14 protein-coding genes are annotated in these 14,966 nt (G+C 64.7%); 4 read left to right on the top strand and 10 right to left on the bottom strand.

What is annotated here, in order from left to right; translation table 11 throughout:
- Positions 1–83 precede the first annotated feature (83 nt).
- From BN1119_RS11660 to argS, 5 genes are all read right to left on the bottom strand, one after another.
- Complete coding sequence (locus BN1119_RS11660; protein WP_041997985.1) at positions 84–725, bottom strand: TetR/AcrR family transcriptional regulator; 642 nt, start codon at positions 723–725, stop codon at positions 84–86.
- A 419-nt stretch (positions 726–1,144) separates the two neighbouring features.
- The gene (gene hslU, locus BN1119_RS11655) at positions 1,145–2,473 is read right to left on the bottom strand and encodes an HslU--HslV peptidase ATPase subunit (protein ID WP_041997982.1); all 1,329 of its coding nucleotides are present in this window, start codon (positions 2,471–2,473) and stop codon (positions 1,145–1,147) included.
- Between the two features lie 56 nt (positions 2,474–2,529).
- Positions 2,530–3,063 (bottom strand): ATP-dependent protease subunit HslV, encoded by a 534-nt coding sequence (gene hslV, locus BN1119_RS11650; protein ID WP_025328697.1) that lies wholly within the window; start codon positions 3,061–3,063, stop codon positions 2,530–2,532.
- Between the two features lie 187 nt (positions 3,064–3,250).
- Positions 3,251–4,054, bottom strand: a complete 804-nt coding sequence (locus BN1119_RS11645) for an SPOR domain-containing protein (protein WP_041997979.1) — start codon at positions 4,052–4,054, stop codon at positions 3,251–3,253.
- A gap of 3 nt (positions 4,055–4,057) precedes the next feature.
- The gene (gene argS, locus BN1119_RS11640) at positions 4,058–5,803 is read right to left on the bottom strand and encodes an arginine--tRNA ligase (protein ID WP_041997977.1); all 1,746 of its coding nucleotides are present in this window, start codon (positions 5,801–5,803) and stop codon (positions 4,058–4,060) included.
- Positions 5,804–6,114: 311 nt separating this feature from the next.
- Here argS and BN1119_RS11635 point away from each other — a divergent pair, with 311 nt between their 5' ends.
- The 3 genes from BN1119_RS11635 to BN1119_RS11625 all read left to right on the top strand — a co-directional run bounded on the left by BN1119_RS11635 (position 6,115) and on the right by BN1119_RS11625 (position 8,059).
- Positions 6,115–6,681, top strand: a complete 567-nt coding sequence (locus tag BN1119_RS11635; RefSeq protein ID WP_041997975.1) for an LON peptidase substrate-binding domain-containing protein — start codon at positions 6,115–6,117, stop codon at positions 6,679–6,681.
- A gap of 126 nt (positions 6,682–6,807) precedes the next feature.
- Complete coding sequence (locus tag BN1119_RS11630) at positions 6,808–7,383, top strand: sigma-70 family RNA polymerase sigma factor (RefSeq protein WP_041997974.1); 576 nt, start codon at positions 6,808–6,810, stop codon at positions 7,381–7,383.
- Positions 7,376–8,059 (top strand): ChrR family anti-sigma-E factor, encoded by a 684-nt coding sequence (locus tag BN1119_RS11625; protein ID WP_041997972.1) that lies wholly within the window; start codon positions 7,376–7,378, stop codon positions 8,057–8,059. The genes BN1119_RS11630 and BN1119_RS11625 overlap by 8 nt, the downstream gene beginning before the upstream one ends.
- 80 nt (positions 8,060–8,139) lie before the next feature.
- On the opposite strand, the gene bacA is transcribed toward BN1119_RS11625, so the two are convergent.
- From bacA to BN1119_RS11600, 5 genes are all read right to left on the bottom strand, one after another.
- Positions 8,140–8,955: an undecaprenyl-diphosphate phosphatase gene (gene bacA, locus BN1119_RS11620; protein WP_041997970.1), complete on the bottom strand. Its 816-nt coding sequence runs from the start codon at positions 8,953–8,955 to the stop codon at positions 8,140–8,142.
- Between the two features lie 234 nt (positions 8,956–9,189).
- Positions 9,190–10,185: an aldo/keto reductase gene (locus BN1119_RS11615; protein ID WP_041997968.1), complete on the bottom strand. Its 996-nt coding sequence runs from the start codon at positions 10,183–10,185 to the stop codon at positions 9,190–9,192.
- A gap of 52 nt (positions 10,186–10,237) precedes the next feature.
- Positions 10,238–11,242 carry a galactose-1-epimerase gene (gene galM / locus BN1119_RS11610; RefSeq protein ID WP_041997966.1) on the bottom strand — a complete coding sequence of 335 codons (1,005 nt, stop codon included), beginning with the start codon at positions 11,240–11,242 and terminating at the stop codon, positions 10,238–10,240.
- Positions 11,239–12,387, bottom strand: a complete 1,149-nt coding sequence (gene galK / locus BN1119_RS11605) for a galactokinase (RefSeq protein WP_041998090.1) — start codon at positions 12,385–12,387, stop codon at positions 11,239–11,241. The genes galM and galK overlap by 4 nt, the downstream gene beginning before the upstream one ends.
- 2 nt (positions 12,388–12,389) lie before the next feature.
- The gene (locus BN1119_RS11600; RefSeq protein WP_041998087.1) at positions 12,390–13,430 is read right to left on the bottom strand and encodes a UDP-glucose--hexose-1-phosphate uridylyltransferase; all 1,041 of its coding nucleotides are present in this window, start codon (positions 13,428–13,430) and stop codon (positions 12,390–12,392) included.
- 341 nt (positions 13,431–13,771) lie between these two features.
- Here BN1119_RS11600 and BN1119_RS11595 point away from each other — a divergent pair, with 341 nt between their 5' ends.
- Complete coding sequence (locus BN1119_RS11595) at positions 13,772–14,776, top strand: substrate-binding domain-containing protein (RefSeq protein ID WP_041997964.1); 1,005 nt, start codon at positions 13,772–13,774, stop codon at positions 14,774–14,776.
- Positions 14,777–14,966 lie beyond the last annotated feature (190 nt).

Here is a 14,966-nt window from a genome sequence, read left to right as displayed (position 1 = left end):
GGATGTTCCTTGAGGGTGGCTCTGCCACCCGAGGCCGCCACGGAGAACGGCCAGCAGCAGAGCTGTCATGGCGATGCGTTGTTTCATACCGCTTCTCCTTCCTGCATGTCGGTGGGGCGCAGGCCGCGCAGGGCCCATGTCAGTCGTTGCCGTGCGGCCTCGGGATTGTCTATCTGGGAGAGGAAGGGGGCGGCTTCCGGCGGTAGCCAGTCGAGCTGGCGACCGCTGCCGGCGATCACCAGGGGCAGGCCCACCGAGCCCATGATGAAGATCATCAGCTGGATGGGGTGGCCGGGCACCAGGGAGCCTTCCGCCTGCGCCTTCTGAATCTGCTCGAGCAGCAGCAGGGGGTGGCGGCGCGGCAGGCTCAGCAGAAAGCGCTGGGCGGCGCTCTCGCCAGCCAGGGCATCGCCAAACAGGTGGTTGATGAAGCCGCGCTGGCGCGCCACCAGTCCAATCAGTGCCTCCACGGTTGCCTCGAAGGTGGCGATGGCCGAAGGGTAGGAGCCCTTGGCCGCCACCGCCTTGAGTTCGTCATAGAGGGGGCTGTACCAGAGCTCCACCAGCTCGTCGATAAAGGCGTCGCGGTTGCCGAAGTGGTAGACGAAGGAGCCGAGGTTCACCCCGGCCGCCGTCGCCAGCTCGCGTACCGTGAGGCCGCGCAGCCCCTTGTCGGCGGCGAGGGCAAGGCCGGTATCGAGCAGCTTTTGACGGGTCGGGTGCATCTTGCTGTTGTCCTGTGACTGAAGTCGTGCAGATTTAGAACTGATTTATACGTATGTATAAATCATCGGCGAAGAATAAGGAAGATCTTTTTTTGAGCAGAGTTCGGCGGGAATGAACAAGAGCTGCACTGCTGCGTGAGGGGGGGTGGGGAAATAAAAACGCCTCCACGGAGGGAGGCGTTTTCATCGGGAGGGGCGAGCTTGCAGGATATGAAACCGCTTGGGTCTTCGTCCTCGATCGATCTGTTGCAGGATTAAACCGCTCGGATCCTCGTCCTCGATCGGTCTGTTGCAGGATTAAACCGCTCGGCTCCTCGTCTTCGATCAGTCTGTTCCAGGATTAAACCACTTGAGTCCTCGTCCTCGATCGGACTGTTGCAGGATGAAACCGCTCGAAATCCCAACCTTCGACCAGGCTGTTACAGGATATAACGGCTCAGATCCTCGTCCTCGATCAGGGCACCCAGGTGGGCGTTGACGTAGTCGGTGTCGATGACGAAGGTCTCGCCGGACTTCTCGGAGGCATCGTAGGAGATGTCTTCCATCAGCCGCTCCATCACGGTGTGCAGACGACGGGCACCTATGTTCTCGGTGCGCTCGTTGACCTGCCAGGCCGCCTCGGCCAGACGGCGGATGCCGTCCTGGGTGAACTCGATCTTGACCCCTTCGGTGGCCATCAGCGCCTGGTACTGATCGGTCAGGGAGGCGTTCGGCTCGGTCAGGATCCGCTCGAAGTCATGAGTGGTGAGGGCGGTCAGCTCGACCCGGATCGGCAAACGACCCTGCAGCTCGGGGATGAGATCCGACGGCCGGGCCACCTGGAAGGCGCCGGAGGCGACGAACAGTATGTGGTCTGTCTTGACCATGCCGTGCTTGGTGTTGACGGTGCAACCCTCGACCAGGGGCAGCAGGTCGCGCTGCACCCCTTCGCGGGAGACATCGGGGCCCGAACTCTCGCCACGCTTGCAGATCTTGTCGATCTCGTCGAGGAAGACGATGCCGTTGTTCTCGACCGCGGCAATGGCCTTCTGCTTCAGCTCTTCCGGGTTGACCAGGCGGGCCGCCTCCTCTTCGATCAGCGCCTTCATGGCCTCCTTGACCTTGATCTTGCGCTTCTTCTTCTGCTGCTGGCCCAGGTTCTGGAACAGCCCTTGCAACTGGTTGGCCATCTCTTCCATGCCCGGCGGGGTCATGATGTCGACGCCCATGGGGGTGGCGGCGAGATCCAGCTCGATCTCCTTGTCATCCAGCTGACCTTCCCGCAGTTTCTTGCGGAAGATCTGGCGGGTGTTGGAGTTGTCGGCCTTCTCCTCCTCGCCCCAGCTGTTGCGCGGGTTCGGCAGCAGGGCGTCGAGGATGTGCTCCTCGGCGGCTTCCTCGGCGCGATATTTCATCTTCTCCATCTCGGTCTCGCGCACCAGCTTGATGGCGACATCGGTCAGATCGCGAATGATGCTGTCCACTTCCTTGCCCACATAGCCCACTTCGGTGAACTTGGTCGCTTCCACCTTGATGAAGGGAGCGTTGGCGAGCTTGGCCAGGCGACGGGCGATCTCGGTCTTGCCGACCCCGGTCGGGCCTATCATCAGGATGTTTTTCGGGGTCACTTCGTGGCGCATCTCCTCAGAGAGCTGCATCCGGCGCCAGCGGTTGCGCAGGGCGACGGCCACCGCGCGCTTGGCGTCGGCCTGACCAATGATGTGACGGTCCAGCTCGTGGACGATTTCTCTCGGGGTCATCTCGGACATGATGGGATTCCTGTGTCGGGGGCGGCGGCGTGGCCGCCCCTGGAGAATGGGGGCGCTTACTTGGCGCTGTAGTCCAGCACTTCGATGGTGTGGTTGCCGTTGGTGAAGACGCAGATGTCGCCCGCAATCTTGAGGGACTTCTCGACGATGGTCCTGGCATCCAGATCTGTGTTTTCCAGCAGGGCGATGGCGGCGGACTGGGCGAAGTTGCCGCCCGAGCCGATGGCGATCAGATCATGTTCCGGCTGCACCACGTCACCGTTGCCGGTGATGATGAAGGACTTGTGTTCGTCGGCCACCGCCAGCAGTGCCTCGAGGCGGCGCAGGGCGCGATCGGTGCGCCAGTCCTTGGCCAGCGCCACGGCGGCGCGCTCCAGGTTGCCCTGGTGGGCCTGCAGCTTGGCTTCGAAGCGCTCGAGCAGGGTGAAGGCGTCGGCGGTGCCGCCGGCGAAACCTGCCAGCACCTTGCCGTTGTAGAGGCGATGAACCTTGCGGGCGTTGCCCTTCATGACGGTGTTGCCGAGGGAGACCTGGCCATCACCGCCGATCACGACCTGGCCGTTGCGGCGGACGGAAACTATGGTAGTCACTTTACTTACCTCGCTTGAGCCGAATGACGGCCTGACTGTGCATGGAGGAAAAGATGGGGATGGCAAACGGGCTTTTCAAGCCTGTGCCATGCACGGATCGCGGAGGAGGGATCGGGCGGGGACAGGATGGCGCCAAAAGAAACAGGGCCGGATGTTGCCACTCGGCCCTGTGAATGCGCGGCGCTCATCAACCCTTTCTGGAGATGCAGCCGCTGATGCCGGAGCCTTGCAGCTTGCGGTTGGCCGCATCGACGGCGGCCTTGCCGTTGAAGGGGCCCACCATCACCTTGTAGACGGCGCCGTTGGCCCCGTTCACCACCTGCAGGCTGGAGGAGAGGCCGGCGCCGAAGGCGATGCGCGCCTTGAGGGATTCCGCGGAATCCTGGGAGCGCAGGGCGGCGCACTGCATCATGTAGCGCCCCGTGTCTGCGCTCGCCGTCGGGGCGGGCTGGGCCTTGGCGGCCCGCTCCCGCTCCAGTTCGGCGCGCAGCTCCCGCTCCATCCGCTCCCGTTCTGCCTTGCGATCGATCACCTGCACCTGGGCGCTGGCAACCGGCGCGCCGGTCGGCTTGGGCGCTACCTGGCCAATGGGGGTGCCCGGCTGGGGTATGTTGGTCGCAACCGGCTTGGCCAGCTTCTCGGGCTGCAGGGTCAAGGTTGCCGCCGGTGGCGGGGGCAGTACTCCGGGCTGGGGGGGCGGCTCTATGATGTCGACCTGCTTGTTCTCAAGCCGCTCGATATAGCTCCACTTCTCCTGGGGCAGTTCATGTCCCTTGGCTTTTGGCTTGTTGGCGCGCACCTGCTCTTCGATGGTGGGGGCGTCATCCCCCTTGCCATTGATGAGGTAGAGGAAGGCGCCAAAACCGGCGACCAGGCCCCCCGCCAGCAGGACGGGGATCAGCGGAAAACGGCGGCGAGGCGGCGCCTTCTTGGCGTTGCGACCACCGGCCCGTCTCCGCGAGCCACTCCCGACATAATCCCGTGTCGCCATGAATTACATGCGCTCCAGGGTGTGGATACCCAGCACGCCCAGGCCCAGCTTGAGTACCTTGGCGGTGGCGGCGCACAGCAGCAGGCGGCTCTGACGGTCTTGGGGGTCGACCCCGTCCTTGTTGATCGGGCAGGCTTCGTAGAAGGTCATGAAGTTGCCGGACAGCTCGTACAGGTAGGTACACAGCAGGTGGGGCATGCCGCGCTCGGCCACGCCGTTGACCGCGTCGGAGAACTGGATCAGCTTCTGGGCCAGGGTCAGCTCGGCATCCTCGTTGAGCTGGACGCTGCCGCCGAGCTGGGTGGCATCGACGCCAGCCTTGCGGAAGATGGACTGGATCCGGGTGTAGGCGTACTGCAGGTAAGGGGCCGTGTTGCCTTCGAACGACAGCATCAAATCCCAGTCGAAGATGTAGTCCGTGGTGCGGTTCTTGGAGAGATCCGCATACTTGACCGCCCCCATGGCGATGGCGTGGACCACCTCGGCCTTCTCGTCGGCGGACAGATCGCTGTTGCGGCTCTCCAGCAGGGCGCTGGCGCGCTCTTCCGCTTCGTTGAGCAGGTCGACCAGCTTGACGGTGCCGCCGGAGCGGGTCTTGTAGGGGCGGCCGTCCTTGCCCAGCATCATGCCGAAGGCGTGGTGCTCGAGGGGCACGGATTCCGGCACATAGCCCGCCTTGCGGGTGATGGTCCAGGCCTGCATCAGGTGCTGGTGCTGACGGGAGTCGATGAAGTACATGACCCGCTCGGCGCCCATGGTCTCGTAGCGGTACTTGGCACAGGCGATGTCGGTGGTGGTGTAGAGGAAGCCGCCATCGCTCTTCTGGATGATGACCCCCATGGGCTCGCCATCCTTGTTCTTGAACTCGTCGAGGAAGACCACGGTGGCGCCCTCGCTCTCGACCGCCAGCCCCTGGGCCTTCAGGTCGGTGACGATGGCGGGCAGCATGTCGTTGTACATGGACTCGCCCATGATGTCCTTGTTGGTCAGGGAGACATTGAGGCGGTCGTAGTTGCGCTGGTTCTGGGCCATGGTCATGTCGACCAGCTTCTTCCACATGGTACGGCAGTACTCATCGCCGCCCTGCAGCTTGACCACATAGTTGCGGGCGCGCTCGGCGAAGGCGTCGTCTTCGTCATACAGGCGCTTGGCCTGGGTGTAGAAGGCTTCCAGATCCTTGAGCTCCATGTCGCTGGCGTGCTCGTTCTCCATCTTCTCCAGATAAGCGATCAGCATGCCGAACTGGGTGCCCCAGTCGCCGATGTGGTTGGCGCGGATCACCTTGTGGCCGAGGAACTCCAGGGCGCGGGCCGCCACGTCACCGAGGACTGTGCTGCGGATGTGGTGCACCGCCATCTCCTTGGCCACGTTGGGGGCGGAGTAATCCACCACCACGGTTTGCGGCGTCGGCAGCTTAACGTTGGCGTTGGCGCTGGCCACCATGGCATCGACCTGACCGGCCAGCCATTGCTGGTTGAAGAAGAAGTTGATGAAACCGGGGCCGGCGATCTCGACCTTGGCGACGAGGTCCGAGGCGGGCAGGTGTTCTATGATGGCCGCGGCCAGCTCGCGGGGGTTCTTGCCCGCCGGCTTGGCCAGCAGCATGGCGAGGTTGGTGGCCAGGTCGCCGTGAGCCTTGTCCTTGCATCGATCTACCAGCACGCGGGCTTCCAGCTCCGCCGGCAGGATGCCAGCGGATTTGAGATTGGCTACCGTCTGTTCAAGTAGATGATGAATATGCTCTTTCATGACTGACCACCGAGGTTATGCGTCGAAATATGACTGATATATAAGGGCGTGAATTTTACCCGCATCGGGCCGAGAAAACTATAGGAATGACCCTCCACTGCCGGGGCGGCGGATATTTCACTGTGTGGTGCGCAGGTTTGCAGAATATTGCGTTGTCGTCTGCGACTTAACCATTTCTACTGCATATGGAAGCGGCTTGTCCAGGCTATTTTCCCCTAATAGAAACAGGGTTTTTATTCCCACTTGGTCTGAATGATCTGGCCCGTTTCTGTAGTCGTATCAGAAGAAGGCACACGAAACTGGATACCGACATGCAACTGGCGCTCTTCCCCCTCTCTGCTCATCTGCTGCCCGGCGGCGTCATGCCCCTGCGCATCTTCGAGCCCAGGTACCTGCGGATGATCGCCGAGGCCCAGACGCGGGAGTTCGCCCTCTGCATGCTGGATCCCCGCCAGCCCGATGCCCTGCGCAACATGTACCCCATCGCCACCCGGGTGCGGATCATCGACTTCGATCGCCTGCCCGACGGCCTGCTCGGCATCAAGGTGCAGGGGGTGGAGCGGCTGCGGATCCGGGATCTCTGGCAGGAGGGAGATGGCTTGAGGGTGTGTGACGCGCAGCCGCTGCCGCCCTGGCAGGGTGGTCGCCTGCCGCAGGATCAGCGCAATCTGGCCCAGGCCCTGCGGGAGGTCTTCAGCGACTACCCCGAATATGCCGCCCTCTATCACGAGCCGGCCTGGGACGATGCCTGCTGGGTCGCCCAGCGCTGGATTGAGGTGCTGCCCATTCCGGCGGAGCAGAAGCAGTGGCTGATGGCCTGCGAGGATTACCGTCCCGCCCTGCGTCTGCTCAGCAACCTGCTGGTGACCAGTCACTGATCCTGTCAGGCAGGGTGATCCGGGTCCCGTTTCCGAGCGTATAGCTGGATACGTTCCCATTCAGGGTTAGGCGCCATGGCATATACTGGCCAATCACAATCGGTTCACAGCAGGATCTCACCCCAGATGGACACAGCCCCAGGCTCCCCGGATCTGAAGACTCAGCTGATCCGGGTCGCCGAGACCGCCGACAAGGTGGCCTTCGCCGCCCTGTTCCACCATTTCGCCCCCCGGATCCGTCACTACGGTCTGCGCCATCTCGGCAGCGAGGCCAATGCCATGGAGCTGGTGCAGGAGACCATGCTGCTGGTGTGGCAGAAGGCGCGCCTCTATCACCCGGACAAGGGGGCCCCCAGCACCTGGATCTACACAGTGATGCGCAATCAGTGCTTCGACATGCTGCGCCGCCGTCGTGCCAGCAAGGAGGAGCTCTGCGCCGAAGATCTGTGGCCCATGCTGGAATTCCGGGCCCAGGAGGAGTGCCTGAGCGGCGGTGAGGATGCGGTGCTGACCCGCCAGATGGCGCATCATGTCGGCGAATTGCCCGAGCCCCAGCAGCAGGTGGTGCGCGGCATCTATCTGCAGGAGCTCTCCCAGCAGGAGCTGGCCGACAGGCTCGGCGTGCCCCTTGGCACCATCAAGTCCCGGCTGCGGCTGGCATTACAGAAACTGAAAGAGCAAGTGGAGCAAGGCCATGATTAAGATCCATCCGAGCGACCCCATGTTGCGCGCCTTCGCCGCCGACGAGCTGCCCTTGCCCCTGGCCGTCGGGGTGGCCGCCCATTGCGAGCTCTGCCCCGAATGTGCCCTGCGCCTGCATGGCTGGGAAGAGGAGCTGGCGAACGCCTACCTGGTGGACGATGCACCGACGCAGTCCGCGACGAGGGACGAGCCCACCGAGGCCGGGTTTGATGCCATGCTGGCGGACATACTGGAGCAGCCGGTGGCGACGGTGGCCGATCTCGCCCGGACAGCGCCCCCTCCGCCCGTCTTGCAGGTAGGGGGTCACTCATACCGCCTGCCCCGGGTGCTGGCACGCCATCATGCCCCCAAATGGCGCCATATTGGCGCCATCCGCCAGCACAGCCTGCCGCTGGACGAGATGGGCGCTCGCGCCAGCCTGCTCCACATCGAGGCCGGTGGTCGCATCCCAGAGCACACTCACCAGGGCTATGAGCTGACCCTGCTGCTGGCGGGCAACATGCAAGATGGTGACACCTGCTATCAGGCGGGGGACTTCATCTGGCGCGATGCCCGTCACGCCCACAGCCCGCATACGCCGGACGGCTGCCTCTGCTACACGGTGCAGGATGCCCCGGTGCAGTTCACCAAGGGGCTGTCACGGCTGCTCAACGGCATCAGCCAGCACCTCTACTGAGCCGTGCCAGGCGACAAAAAAGTCGGGCAACAAAAAAGGGACCATAAAGGTCCCTTTTTTCATGAGGCGATCCCTCGGGATCAGGCCACGAACACCAGGTAGACGGCGAAGGCCACCACGAAGCGGTAGATGGCGAACGGGATGAAGTCGAGGCGACGGATCAGGGCCAGGAAGGTCTTGATGGCGACCATGGCGACCACGAAGGCGGTGACGAAGCCCACCGCAAACATGGGGAAGTCCGCCATGGAGAGGAAGTCGCGGCTCTTGTAGAGGTCGAGGCCGCTCGCCGCCATCATCATGGGCACCGCCATGATGAAGGAGAACTCGGCCGCAGCGTGGCGGCTGATGCCCATCAGCATGCCGCCGCTGATGGTGGCGCCGGAGCGGGAGAAGCCGGGCCAGAGGGCCAGACACTGGAACAGGCCTATGCCGAACGCCTGCTTGTAGCTGATATCGTCCAGGGTTTCGGAACGTACCGCCGGGCGGAACTTTTCGGCGATGATCAGCAGTATGCCGCCGGCCACCAGGGCGTACATCACAGTCTCTGGGCCAAACAGATGGGCCTTGATCCAGCTGTGGATGGCCAGCCCGACGACCACGGCGGGCAGCATGCCGAGCATGACATGAATCAGTGTCAGGGTGGCTTGGCCCTGGGTTGGTTTCTGGCCGAAGTGGATGCCGATGAGGCCGAACAGGCGGCGCCAGAACATGACCACCACCGCCAGAATGGAACCCAGCTGGATCACCACCTCGAAGGTGGCGGCCTTGGGCCCTTCGAAGCCCAGCAGATGGCCGACGATGATCATGTGGCCGGTGGAGGAAACGGGCAGGAATTCGGTCAGGCCTTCCACTATGCCCAGCACGAAGGCGACAAACAGGGCGTAGGATTCGGTCATGGTACAGATCTCTTGATTGATGGGAGCCGGATAAAATCAGCCCCGAGCAGGGTCGGGGCGGCCAATGATGGCGGAAAATCCCGCGGGCAACCAGTGAATATTGGGGATTTCAGCGCCCTGTCCGGACCGGAACAGGGCGTTGGCGGGCCATGCAGGGCACGGCTTGCAGCATGTTGTCCGCAGCCATGACGGCCCCGTCACCTTCTGACATGGCCGCCCTGCCCGGGCCGCCTTTCACGCCAGCAGCGCCAGGATCCTTTGTTGCAACTCATCGTCCAGCGGCGGCTGCTTCAGGGCGTCGACGGCGCTCGCTATCTGTCGGGGATGGCTGGCGCCGATCAGGGCACAGCTCACCACGGGATCGCGCAGCACCCACTGCAGTGCCAGCTGTGACAGAGATTGGCCCCGTTGCTGCGCCAACACGTGCAGGGCGCGGACGGTGGCGAGCCTCTCTTCGGTGATCTGAGCGGGCTTGAGGAAGGGGCTGGCGCTGGCGGCGCGCGAATCCGCCGGGATCCCCGCCAGGTAGCGATCGCTCAGCAGGCCTCCCGCCAGGGGCGAGAAGGCGACCACCCCCATCCCCTGTTCGCGGCAGACCGGCAGCGTCTGCGCCTCGATGTCGCGCTGGAACAGGGAGTATTTGAGCTGGTTGACCAGGCAGGGGGTGCCGAGCTCCGCCAGTCGGGCGGCAGCCTTGGCCGCGAGCGGGGCCGGGTAGTTGGAGAGGCCGATATAGAGCGTCTTGCCCTGGCGCACCATGAGCGCCAGGGCCTGGCAGGTCTCCTCCAGCGGGGTGTCGGGATCCGGCCTGTGGTGGTAGAAGATGTCCAGGTAGTCGAGGCCGAGGCGGCGCAGGCTCTGGTGCAGGCTGGCGAAGAGGTACTTGGCGCTGCCGCCGTCGCCGTAGGGGCCGTCCCACATCACATAACCCGCCTTGCTGGCGATGATGAGCTCGTCTCTGTAGGGGGCCAGGCTGTCCTTGAGCAGCTTGCCGAAGGTCAGCTCGGCGGCGCCCGGCGGCGGCCCGTAGTTGTTGGCGAGGTCGAAGTGGGTGATCCCGAGATCGAAGGCCTGATGCACCATGGCTTTCACCGTGGCGGGATCGCTCCCGGCGCCGAAGTTGTGCCACAGACCCAGACCGATGGCGGGCAGGCACAGGCCGTGGCGACCCGCGGGGCGATAGGCCTGGCGCTGGTACCGATCCGGCGCGGCGAGGTAGCTGTCATCCATAACGACTCCTGCTTGAAGAGGGGCACTCTGCCCTGTGGCGACGAAGGGTGGCCTAGTCGGCGGCGATAAAGCGATAACGGGTCTGGTGGCGGTAGGTCTGCCCAGGCAGCAGCCAGGGGTCGCCGAGCTCGGGCCGGTTGGGGCTGTCCGGCAGCTGCTGCGCCTCCAGGCAGAAGCCGTCGAGGTCCCGATGCAGCCGACCGCCCCGGTTCGGGGTGTTGGCCAGCCAGTTGCCGCTGTAGAACTGCAACGAGGGCTGGTTGGTGTAGACCTCCATCGCCAGCCGCTTGTCCCCCGAGACCACCCGGGCCGCCCACGCCTGTTCTGGGCCGTTCAGCACGAAGGCGTGATCATACCCTCCGGCCTGTTGCTGCTGGGGATGGCTCAGCCACTCCTGGCCCATGAGGCGCTCGCGACGCAGGTCGAAGGGGCCCTCCACCGGCGCCATGGCCAGCGGCAATCCGCTCTGGTCGGTGGGCAGGAAACGGTCGGCATTGAGGCGGATGGCATGATGGCGAATATCGGATCGCACATGGCCGTCATCGGCATGTCCATCCAGGTTGAAGTAGGCGTGGCTGGTGAGGCTGACCGGGGTCGGCGCGTCCGTGCTGGCCCTGAATTCCACCACCAGATCCCGCTGCTCCAGCCGGTACTCCAGGGTCACCCGTACGTTGCCGGGAAAGCCCTGATCCCCCGTCCGGGAGAGGAGCGCCAGCCTGACCCTGTCCGCCTCCTGCTCCCTGATCTGCCAGGTGCGGCGATGGAATCCGTCGCTCCCGCCATGCAGGCAGTGGGGGGCCTGATTGGCGTCGAGAGACCAGCGTTCGTCCCCTCGCACCAGCTCGGCGCCGTCGATGCGGTTGGCAAAGCGCCCCGCCACCGCCCCCAGCCACACCTGCTGGCTGGCATAGGCCTCATCGGCGCAGCCCAGCAGCACTTCCCGTTGCTCTCCCGCCACCGGCAGGGTGAGGGAGGTGAGGGTGGCGCCAAATTCGATGCCGCGCAGGCGCAGCCCCTCTTCGTTTTCCAGCGTGAATGCGTTCATGGGGCTGCTCATCGTCTGCCTGCCCCGGCACTGGCGGAGCAGACGTAGCAATCCGCCTCCAGCCCCGAGATGGCCGGGTATTGTGCAGCCACGGCGGCGATGACCGCAGGCACCCGCTCCGGGCGCAGCAGGGCCACCACGCAGCCGCCGAAGCCGCCGCCGGTCATGCGCACGCCCCCTTCGCGGCCGATCTCGGCCTTGATGATCTGCACCAGGCCGTCGATGGCGGGCACCGTTATCTCGAAGTCATCGCGCATGGCGGCGTGGGACTGACCCATCAGTTCGCCGAGGCGGGCCAGATCCCCCGAGGCGAGCGCCTCGGCGGCGGCCAGGGTGCGGGCGTTCTCCCCCACTATGTGGCGGGCGCGGCGGTAACAGGCCTCGTCCAGCCCGGCCTTGTCCGCCTCCAGGCGGCTGGTGTCGAGGTCGCGCAGGGCCTTGACCCCGTAGTGGCGGGCGGCGGCTTCGCACTGCTGGCGACGCAGGTTGTACTCGCTGTCCACCAGGCCGCGGCGCACGTTGGAGTTGACGATGAGCACGGCGAGATCCATCGGCATGGGGATGAGACGGGTCTCCAGGGAGCGGCAATCGAGCAGCAGGGCATGGTCCACCTCGCCGCAGGCGGAGATCATCTGATCCATGATGCCGCAGTTGCAGCCGACGAACTGGTTCTCCGCCTGCTGGCCGTTTTGGGCAAGCTCGGCCTGGCTGATGGGCAGCCCCAGGGCCTCCTTGAAGGCCTGGCCTATGGCCACCTCCAGGGAGGCGGACGAGGAGAGACCGGCCCCCTGGGGCACGTTGCCCGAGACCACCAGATCCAGGCCGCGCAGGGATTGGCCGCGCGCCTGCAGATGCTTGACCACGCCGCGGATGTAGTCGCTCCAGCGCTGGTGGGGGTGATGGGTTATCGGCTCATCCAGGGCGAACTCATCCCGCTCGCACTCGTAGTCGGCGGCAATTACCCGTACCAGGTTGTCGCTGCGCAGACCGATGGCGACGCAGGTCTCGTAGTCGATGGCGCAGGGCAGCACGAAGCCGTCGTTGTAGTCGGTGTGCTCGCCGATGAGGTTGACCCGGCCCGGCGCCCCGACGGTGAGATCCTGGAGGCGGCCGTGGTGACGGATGAAAACCTCGGTCACGCGTTCAAACGGGGTCATGGTCATGCTTGGGCGCTCTTGTAGTGAAGGGGGCTCAGGGCGCGCAGCCGCTCGGCTGCCTGCTCAGGGGTGAGGTCACGCTGGGTCTCTGCCAGCATCTCGAAACCGACCATGAACTTGCGCACGGTGGCACTGCGCAGCAGGGGCGGGTAGAAGTGGGCGTGCAGCTGCCAGGCCTCGGGGCAATCGGAGCGGGGCGGGGCGAAATGCCAGCCCATGGAGTAGGGGAAGCTGCACTGGAACAGGTTGTCGTAGCGGCTGGTGAGCTCCTTGAGAGCCACCGCCAGATCCTGTTGCTGCTCGCAGGCCAGGCTCAGCAGGGAGGGCACATGGGCCTTGGGCAAGAGCAGGGTCTCGAACGGCCAGGCGGCCCAGAAGGGCACCACCGCCAGCCAGTGGGTCGTCTCCACCACGATGCGGGTGCGGTCCGCCAGCTCCCGCGCCACATAGTCCAGCAGCAGGGGGCGGCCGTGTTCGGCCAGCCAGGCCTGCTGGCGCTCCTGCTCCCTGGCTATCTCGTTGGGCAGAAAATCGCTGCCCCAGATCTGGCCATGGGGGTGAGGGTTGGAGCAGCCCATGACGGCCCCTTTGTTTTCAAACACCTGGACCCATTCCCACTGGGCAGAGAGCTCGGCCACCTGGCTCATCCAGCTGGTGATCACCCCCTCGATGGCGGGCAGGGGCAGCTCGGGCAGCGTCTTGCCGTGGTCCGGCGAGAAGCAGATGACCCGGCTGGTGCCACGGGCCGCCTCCAGTTGCAGCAGGGGATCCGGCGCCGCGTCGGTGGCCGGGGTGTCCTGCATCAGGGCGGCGAAGTCGTTGGTGAAGACGAAGGTGCCCTGGTAGTCAGGGTTGATGTCTCCGCTGACCCGGGTGTTGCCGGCACAGAGGAAGCAGTCGGGATCGTGGGATTGGGTGGGCGCCTCGCCTATCTTCTCCACCTGTCCCTGCCAGGGGCGCTTGGCCCTGTGGGGGGAGACCAGCACGTACTGGCCGGTGAGCGGGTTGAAGCGGCGGTGGGGGTGATCAACCGGATTGAACATCATCACTCCTCATTCGCTGATGATATAGATGGGGTTGTCGGGAAGAGGGCGCGCTCGTGGGCGGCGCCCCTCATCTTCCGGCAGTGCGAGGTGGGTGATGACCCGGGCTGCCGCGGTCGTCCGTGGTCGGCGTCTTCATCCCTGCCCTGTGCTTGACGGGTGTGAGCAGGAGTCTAGCCGAGCCGTCGATGGGCAAACTGTGAGCTGGCCGGCAAATTCGTGTAAACGATTACACTTAATTGCAACAAGCTGCCGCGACAATCTGTGGTGCCGCCCCTGTCATCAAAGGGATTGCTGGTTATAATGGCCAGCCCGCGGACAGTGAAAAGAGTGAAAACAGCATGAGTACCATCAAGGATGTCGCCCGTCTTGCCAAGGTGTCGGTGGCAACGGTTTCACGGGTGATGAACGACTCCCCCAAGGCCAGCGCCGCCTCGCGCAAAGTGGTACTGCAGGCCATGGCCGAGCTTGGCTATACCCCCAATGCCAACGCGCGGGCCCTGGTCAATCGCACCTGCGACACCATGGGGGTGGTGGTCAACGACGTGGCGGATCCCTTCTTCGGCGCCCTGGTCAAGGGGGTCTGTACCGTGGCGGTGGAGCAGGGTCTGCACCTGCTGGTGGGTAATGGTTTTCACAACGCCGAGCAGGAGCGGGGGGCCATCGAGCTGCTGATCGGCAAACGCTGCGAGGCGCTGGTGGTGCACAGCAAGGCGCTCTCGGACGAGGAGCTGATCGATTACGCCCTGCGGGTGCCTGGCATGGTATTGATCAATCGCGATATTCCCGCGCTGAAGGGGCGCTGCATCTCCCTCGACAACCGGCTGGGGGCCGCCACCGCCACCCGCCATCTGCTGGGGCTGGGCCATCGCCACATCGCCTTCATCGGTTCGGATCACGCCATCGAGGATGCCAGCTCCCGCTTGCAGGGGTATCGGGATGCCCTGGCCGAGGCCGGGGCGGCGGCGGATGCGGAACGGGTGGAGCGCGGCACCCCCAATGAGGAGGGGGGAGAACATGCCATGCTCAACCTGCTCGCCAAGGGGCTGCCCATCACGGCCGTGGTGGCCTACAACGACGCCATGGCGGCAGGGGCCATCTCGGTACTGGCGGACAACGGACTCAAGGTGCCGGAGGAGGTCTCAGTGGTGGGGTTCGATGACATCATCTATGCCAGATACCTGAGACCCAAGCTCTCCACCATCCGCTACCCCATCGAGCTGATGGCGTCCCAGGCGGCCAAGTTGGCGCTCCAACTGGCGGCCGGCGAGACACAGACGTTGCAGAGTCGCATCTATGCGCCGACCCTGATCAACCGTCACTCGGCCGCCCCCGCCCGAGACTGACGGGTCTTCGATCCTGGCCCCGTGCTGGCCGGGATCGGGATCAGTGCCACTAGCTCTGCCGCCTCCGGCGGGGCAGGCGGCGTCCCTGGCCTGGCTGAGTTTCACCCCTGTCGTGGCACTGTCCCGCGCCTGCCTGAGGAGGGCGGCAGGGCGCCTCCTCCTTGCTCCTGGTTTCACCCATGACGGCACC

The sequence above is a fragment of the Aeromonas bivalvium genome, assembly GCF_000819765.1.
In the GTDB taxonomy this organism is placed as follows: Bacteria; Pseudomonadota; Gammaproteobacteria; order Enterobacterales; family Aeromonadaceae; genus Aeromonas; species Aeromonas bivalvium.
The sequence above is the reverse complement of the archived record's forward strand: the minus strand, read 5'-3'. Positions and strand labels throughout refer to the sequence as shown.

Coding starts and splice junctions, on each gene's coding strand:
- galM (WP_041997966.1), bottom strand. CDS start 11,242: ATGAGCAGCCCCATGAACGCATTCACGCTGGAAAACGAAGAGGGGCTG.
- BN1119_RS11595 (WP_041997964.1), top strand. CDS start 13,772: ATGAGTACCATCAAGGATGTCGCCCGTCTTGCCAAGGTGTCGGTGGCA.
- BN1119_RS11660 (WP_041997985.1), bottom strand. CDS start 725: ATGCACCCGACCCGTCAAAAGCTGCTCGATACCGGCCTTGCCCTCGCC.
- galK (WP_041998090.1), bottom strand. CDS start 12,387: ATGACCCCGTTTGAACGCGTGACCGAGGTTTTCATCCGTCACCACGGC.
- hslU (WP_041997982.1), bottom strand. CDS start 2,473: ATGTCCGAGATGACCCCGAGAGAAATCGTCCACGAGCTGGACCGTCAC.
- BN1119_RS11635 (WP_041997975.1), top strand. CDS start 6,115: ATGCAACTGGCGCTCTTCCCCCTCTCTGCTCATCTGCTGCCCGGCGGC.
- bacA (WP_041997970.1), bottom strand. CDS start 8,955: ATGACCGAATCCTACGCCCTGTTTGTCGCCTTCGTGCTGGGCATAGTG.
- BN1119_RS11630 (WP_041997974.1), top strand. CDS start 6,808: ATGGACACAGCCCCAGGCTCCCCGGATCTGAAGACTCAGCTGATCCGG.
- BN1119_RS11625 (WP_041997972.1), top strand. CDS start 7,376: ATGATTAAGATCCATCCGAGCGACCCCATGTTGCGCGCCTTCGCCGCC.
- argS (WP_041997977.1), bottom strand. CDS start 5,803: ATGAAAGAGCATATTCATCATCTACTTGAACAGACGGTAGCCAATCTC.
- BN1119_RS11615 (WP_041997968.1), bottom strand. CDS start 10,185: ATGGATGACAGCTACCTCGCCGCGCCGGATCGGTACCAGCGCCAGGCC.
- BN1119_RS11600 (WP_041998087.1), bottom strand. CDS start 13,430: ATGTTCAATCCGGTTGATCACCCCCACCGCCGCTTCAACCCGCTCACC.
- BN1119_RS11645 (WP_041997979.1), bottom strand. CDS start 4,054: ATGGCGACACGGGATTATGTCGGGAGTGGCTCGCGGAGACGGGCCGGT.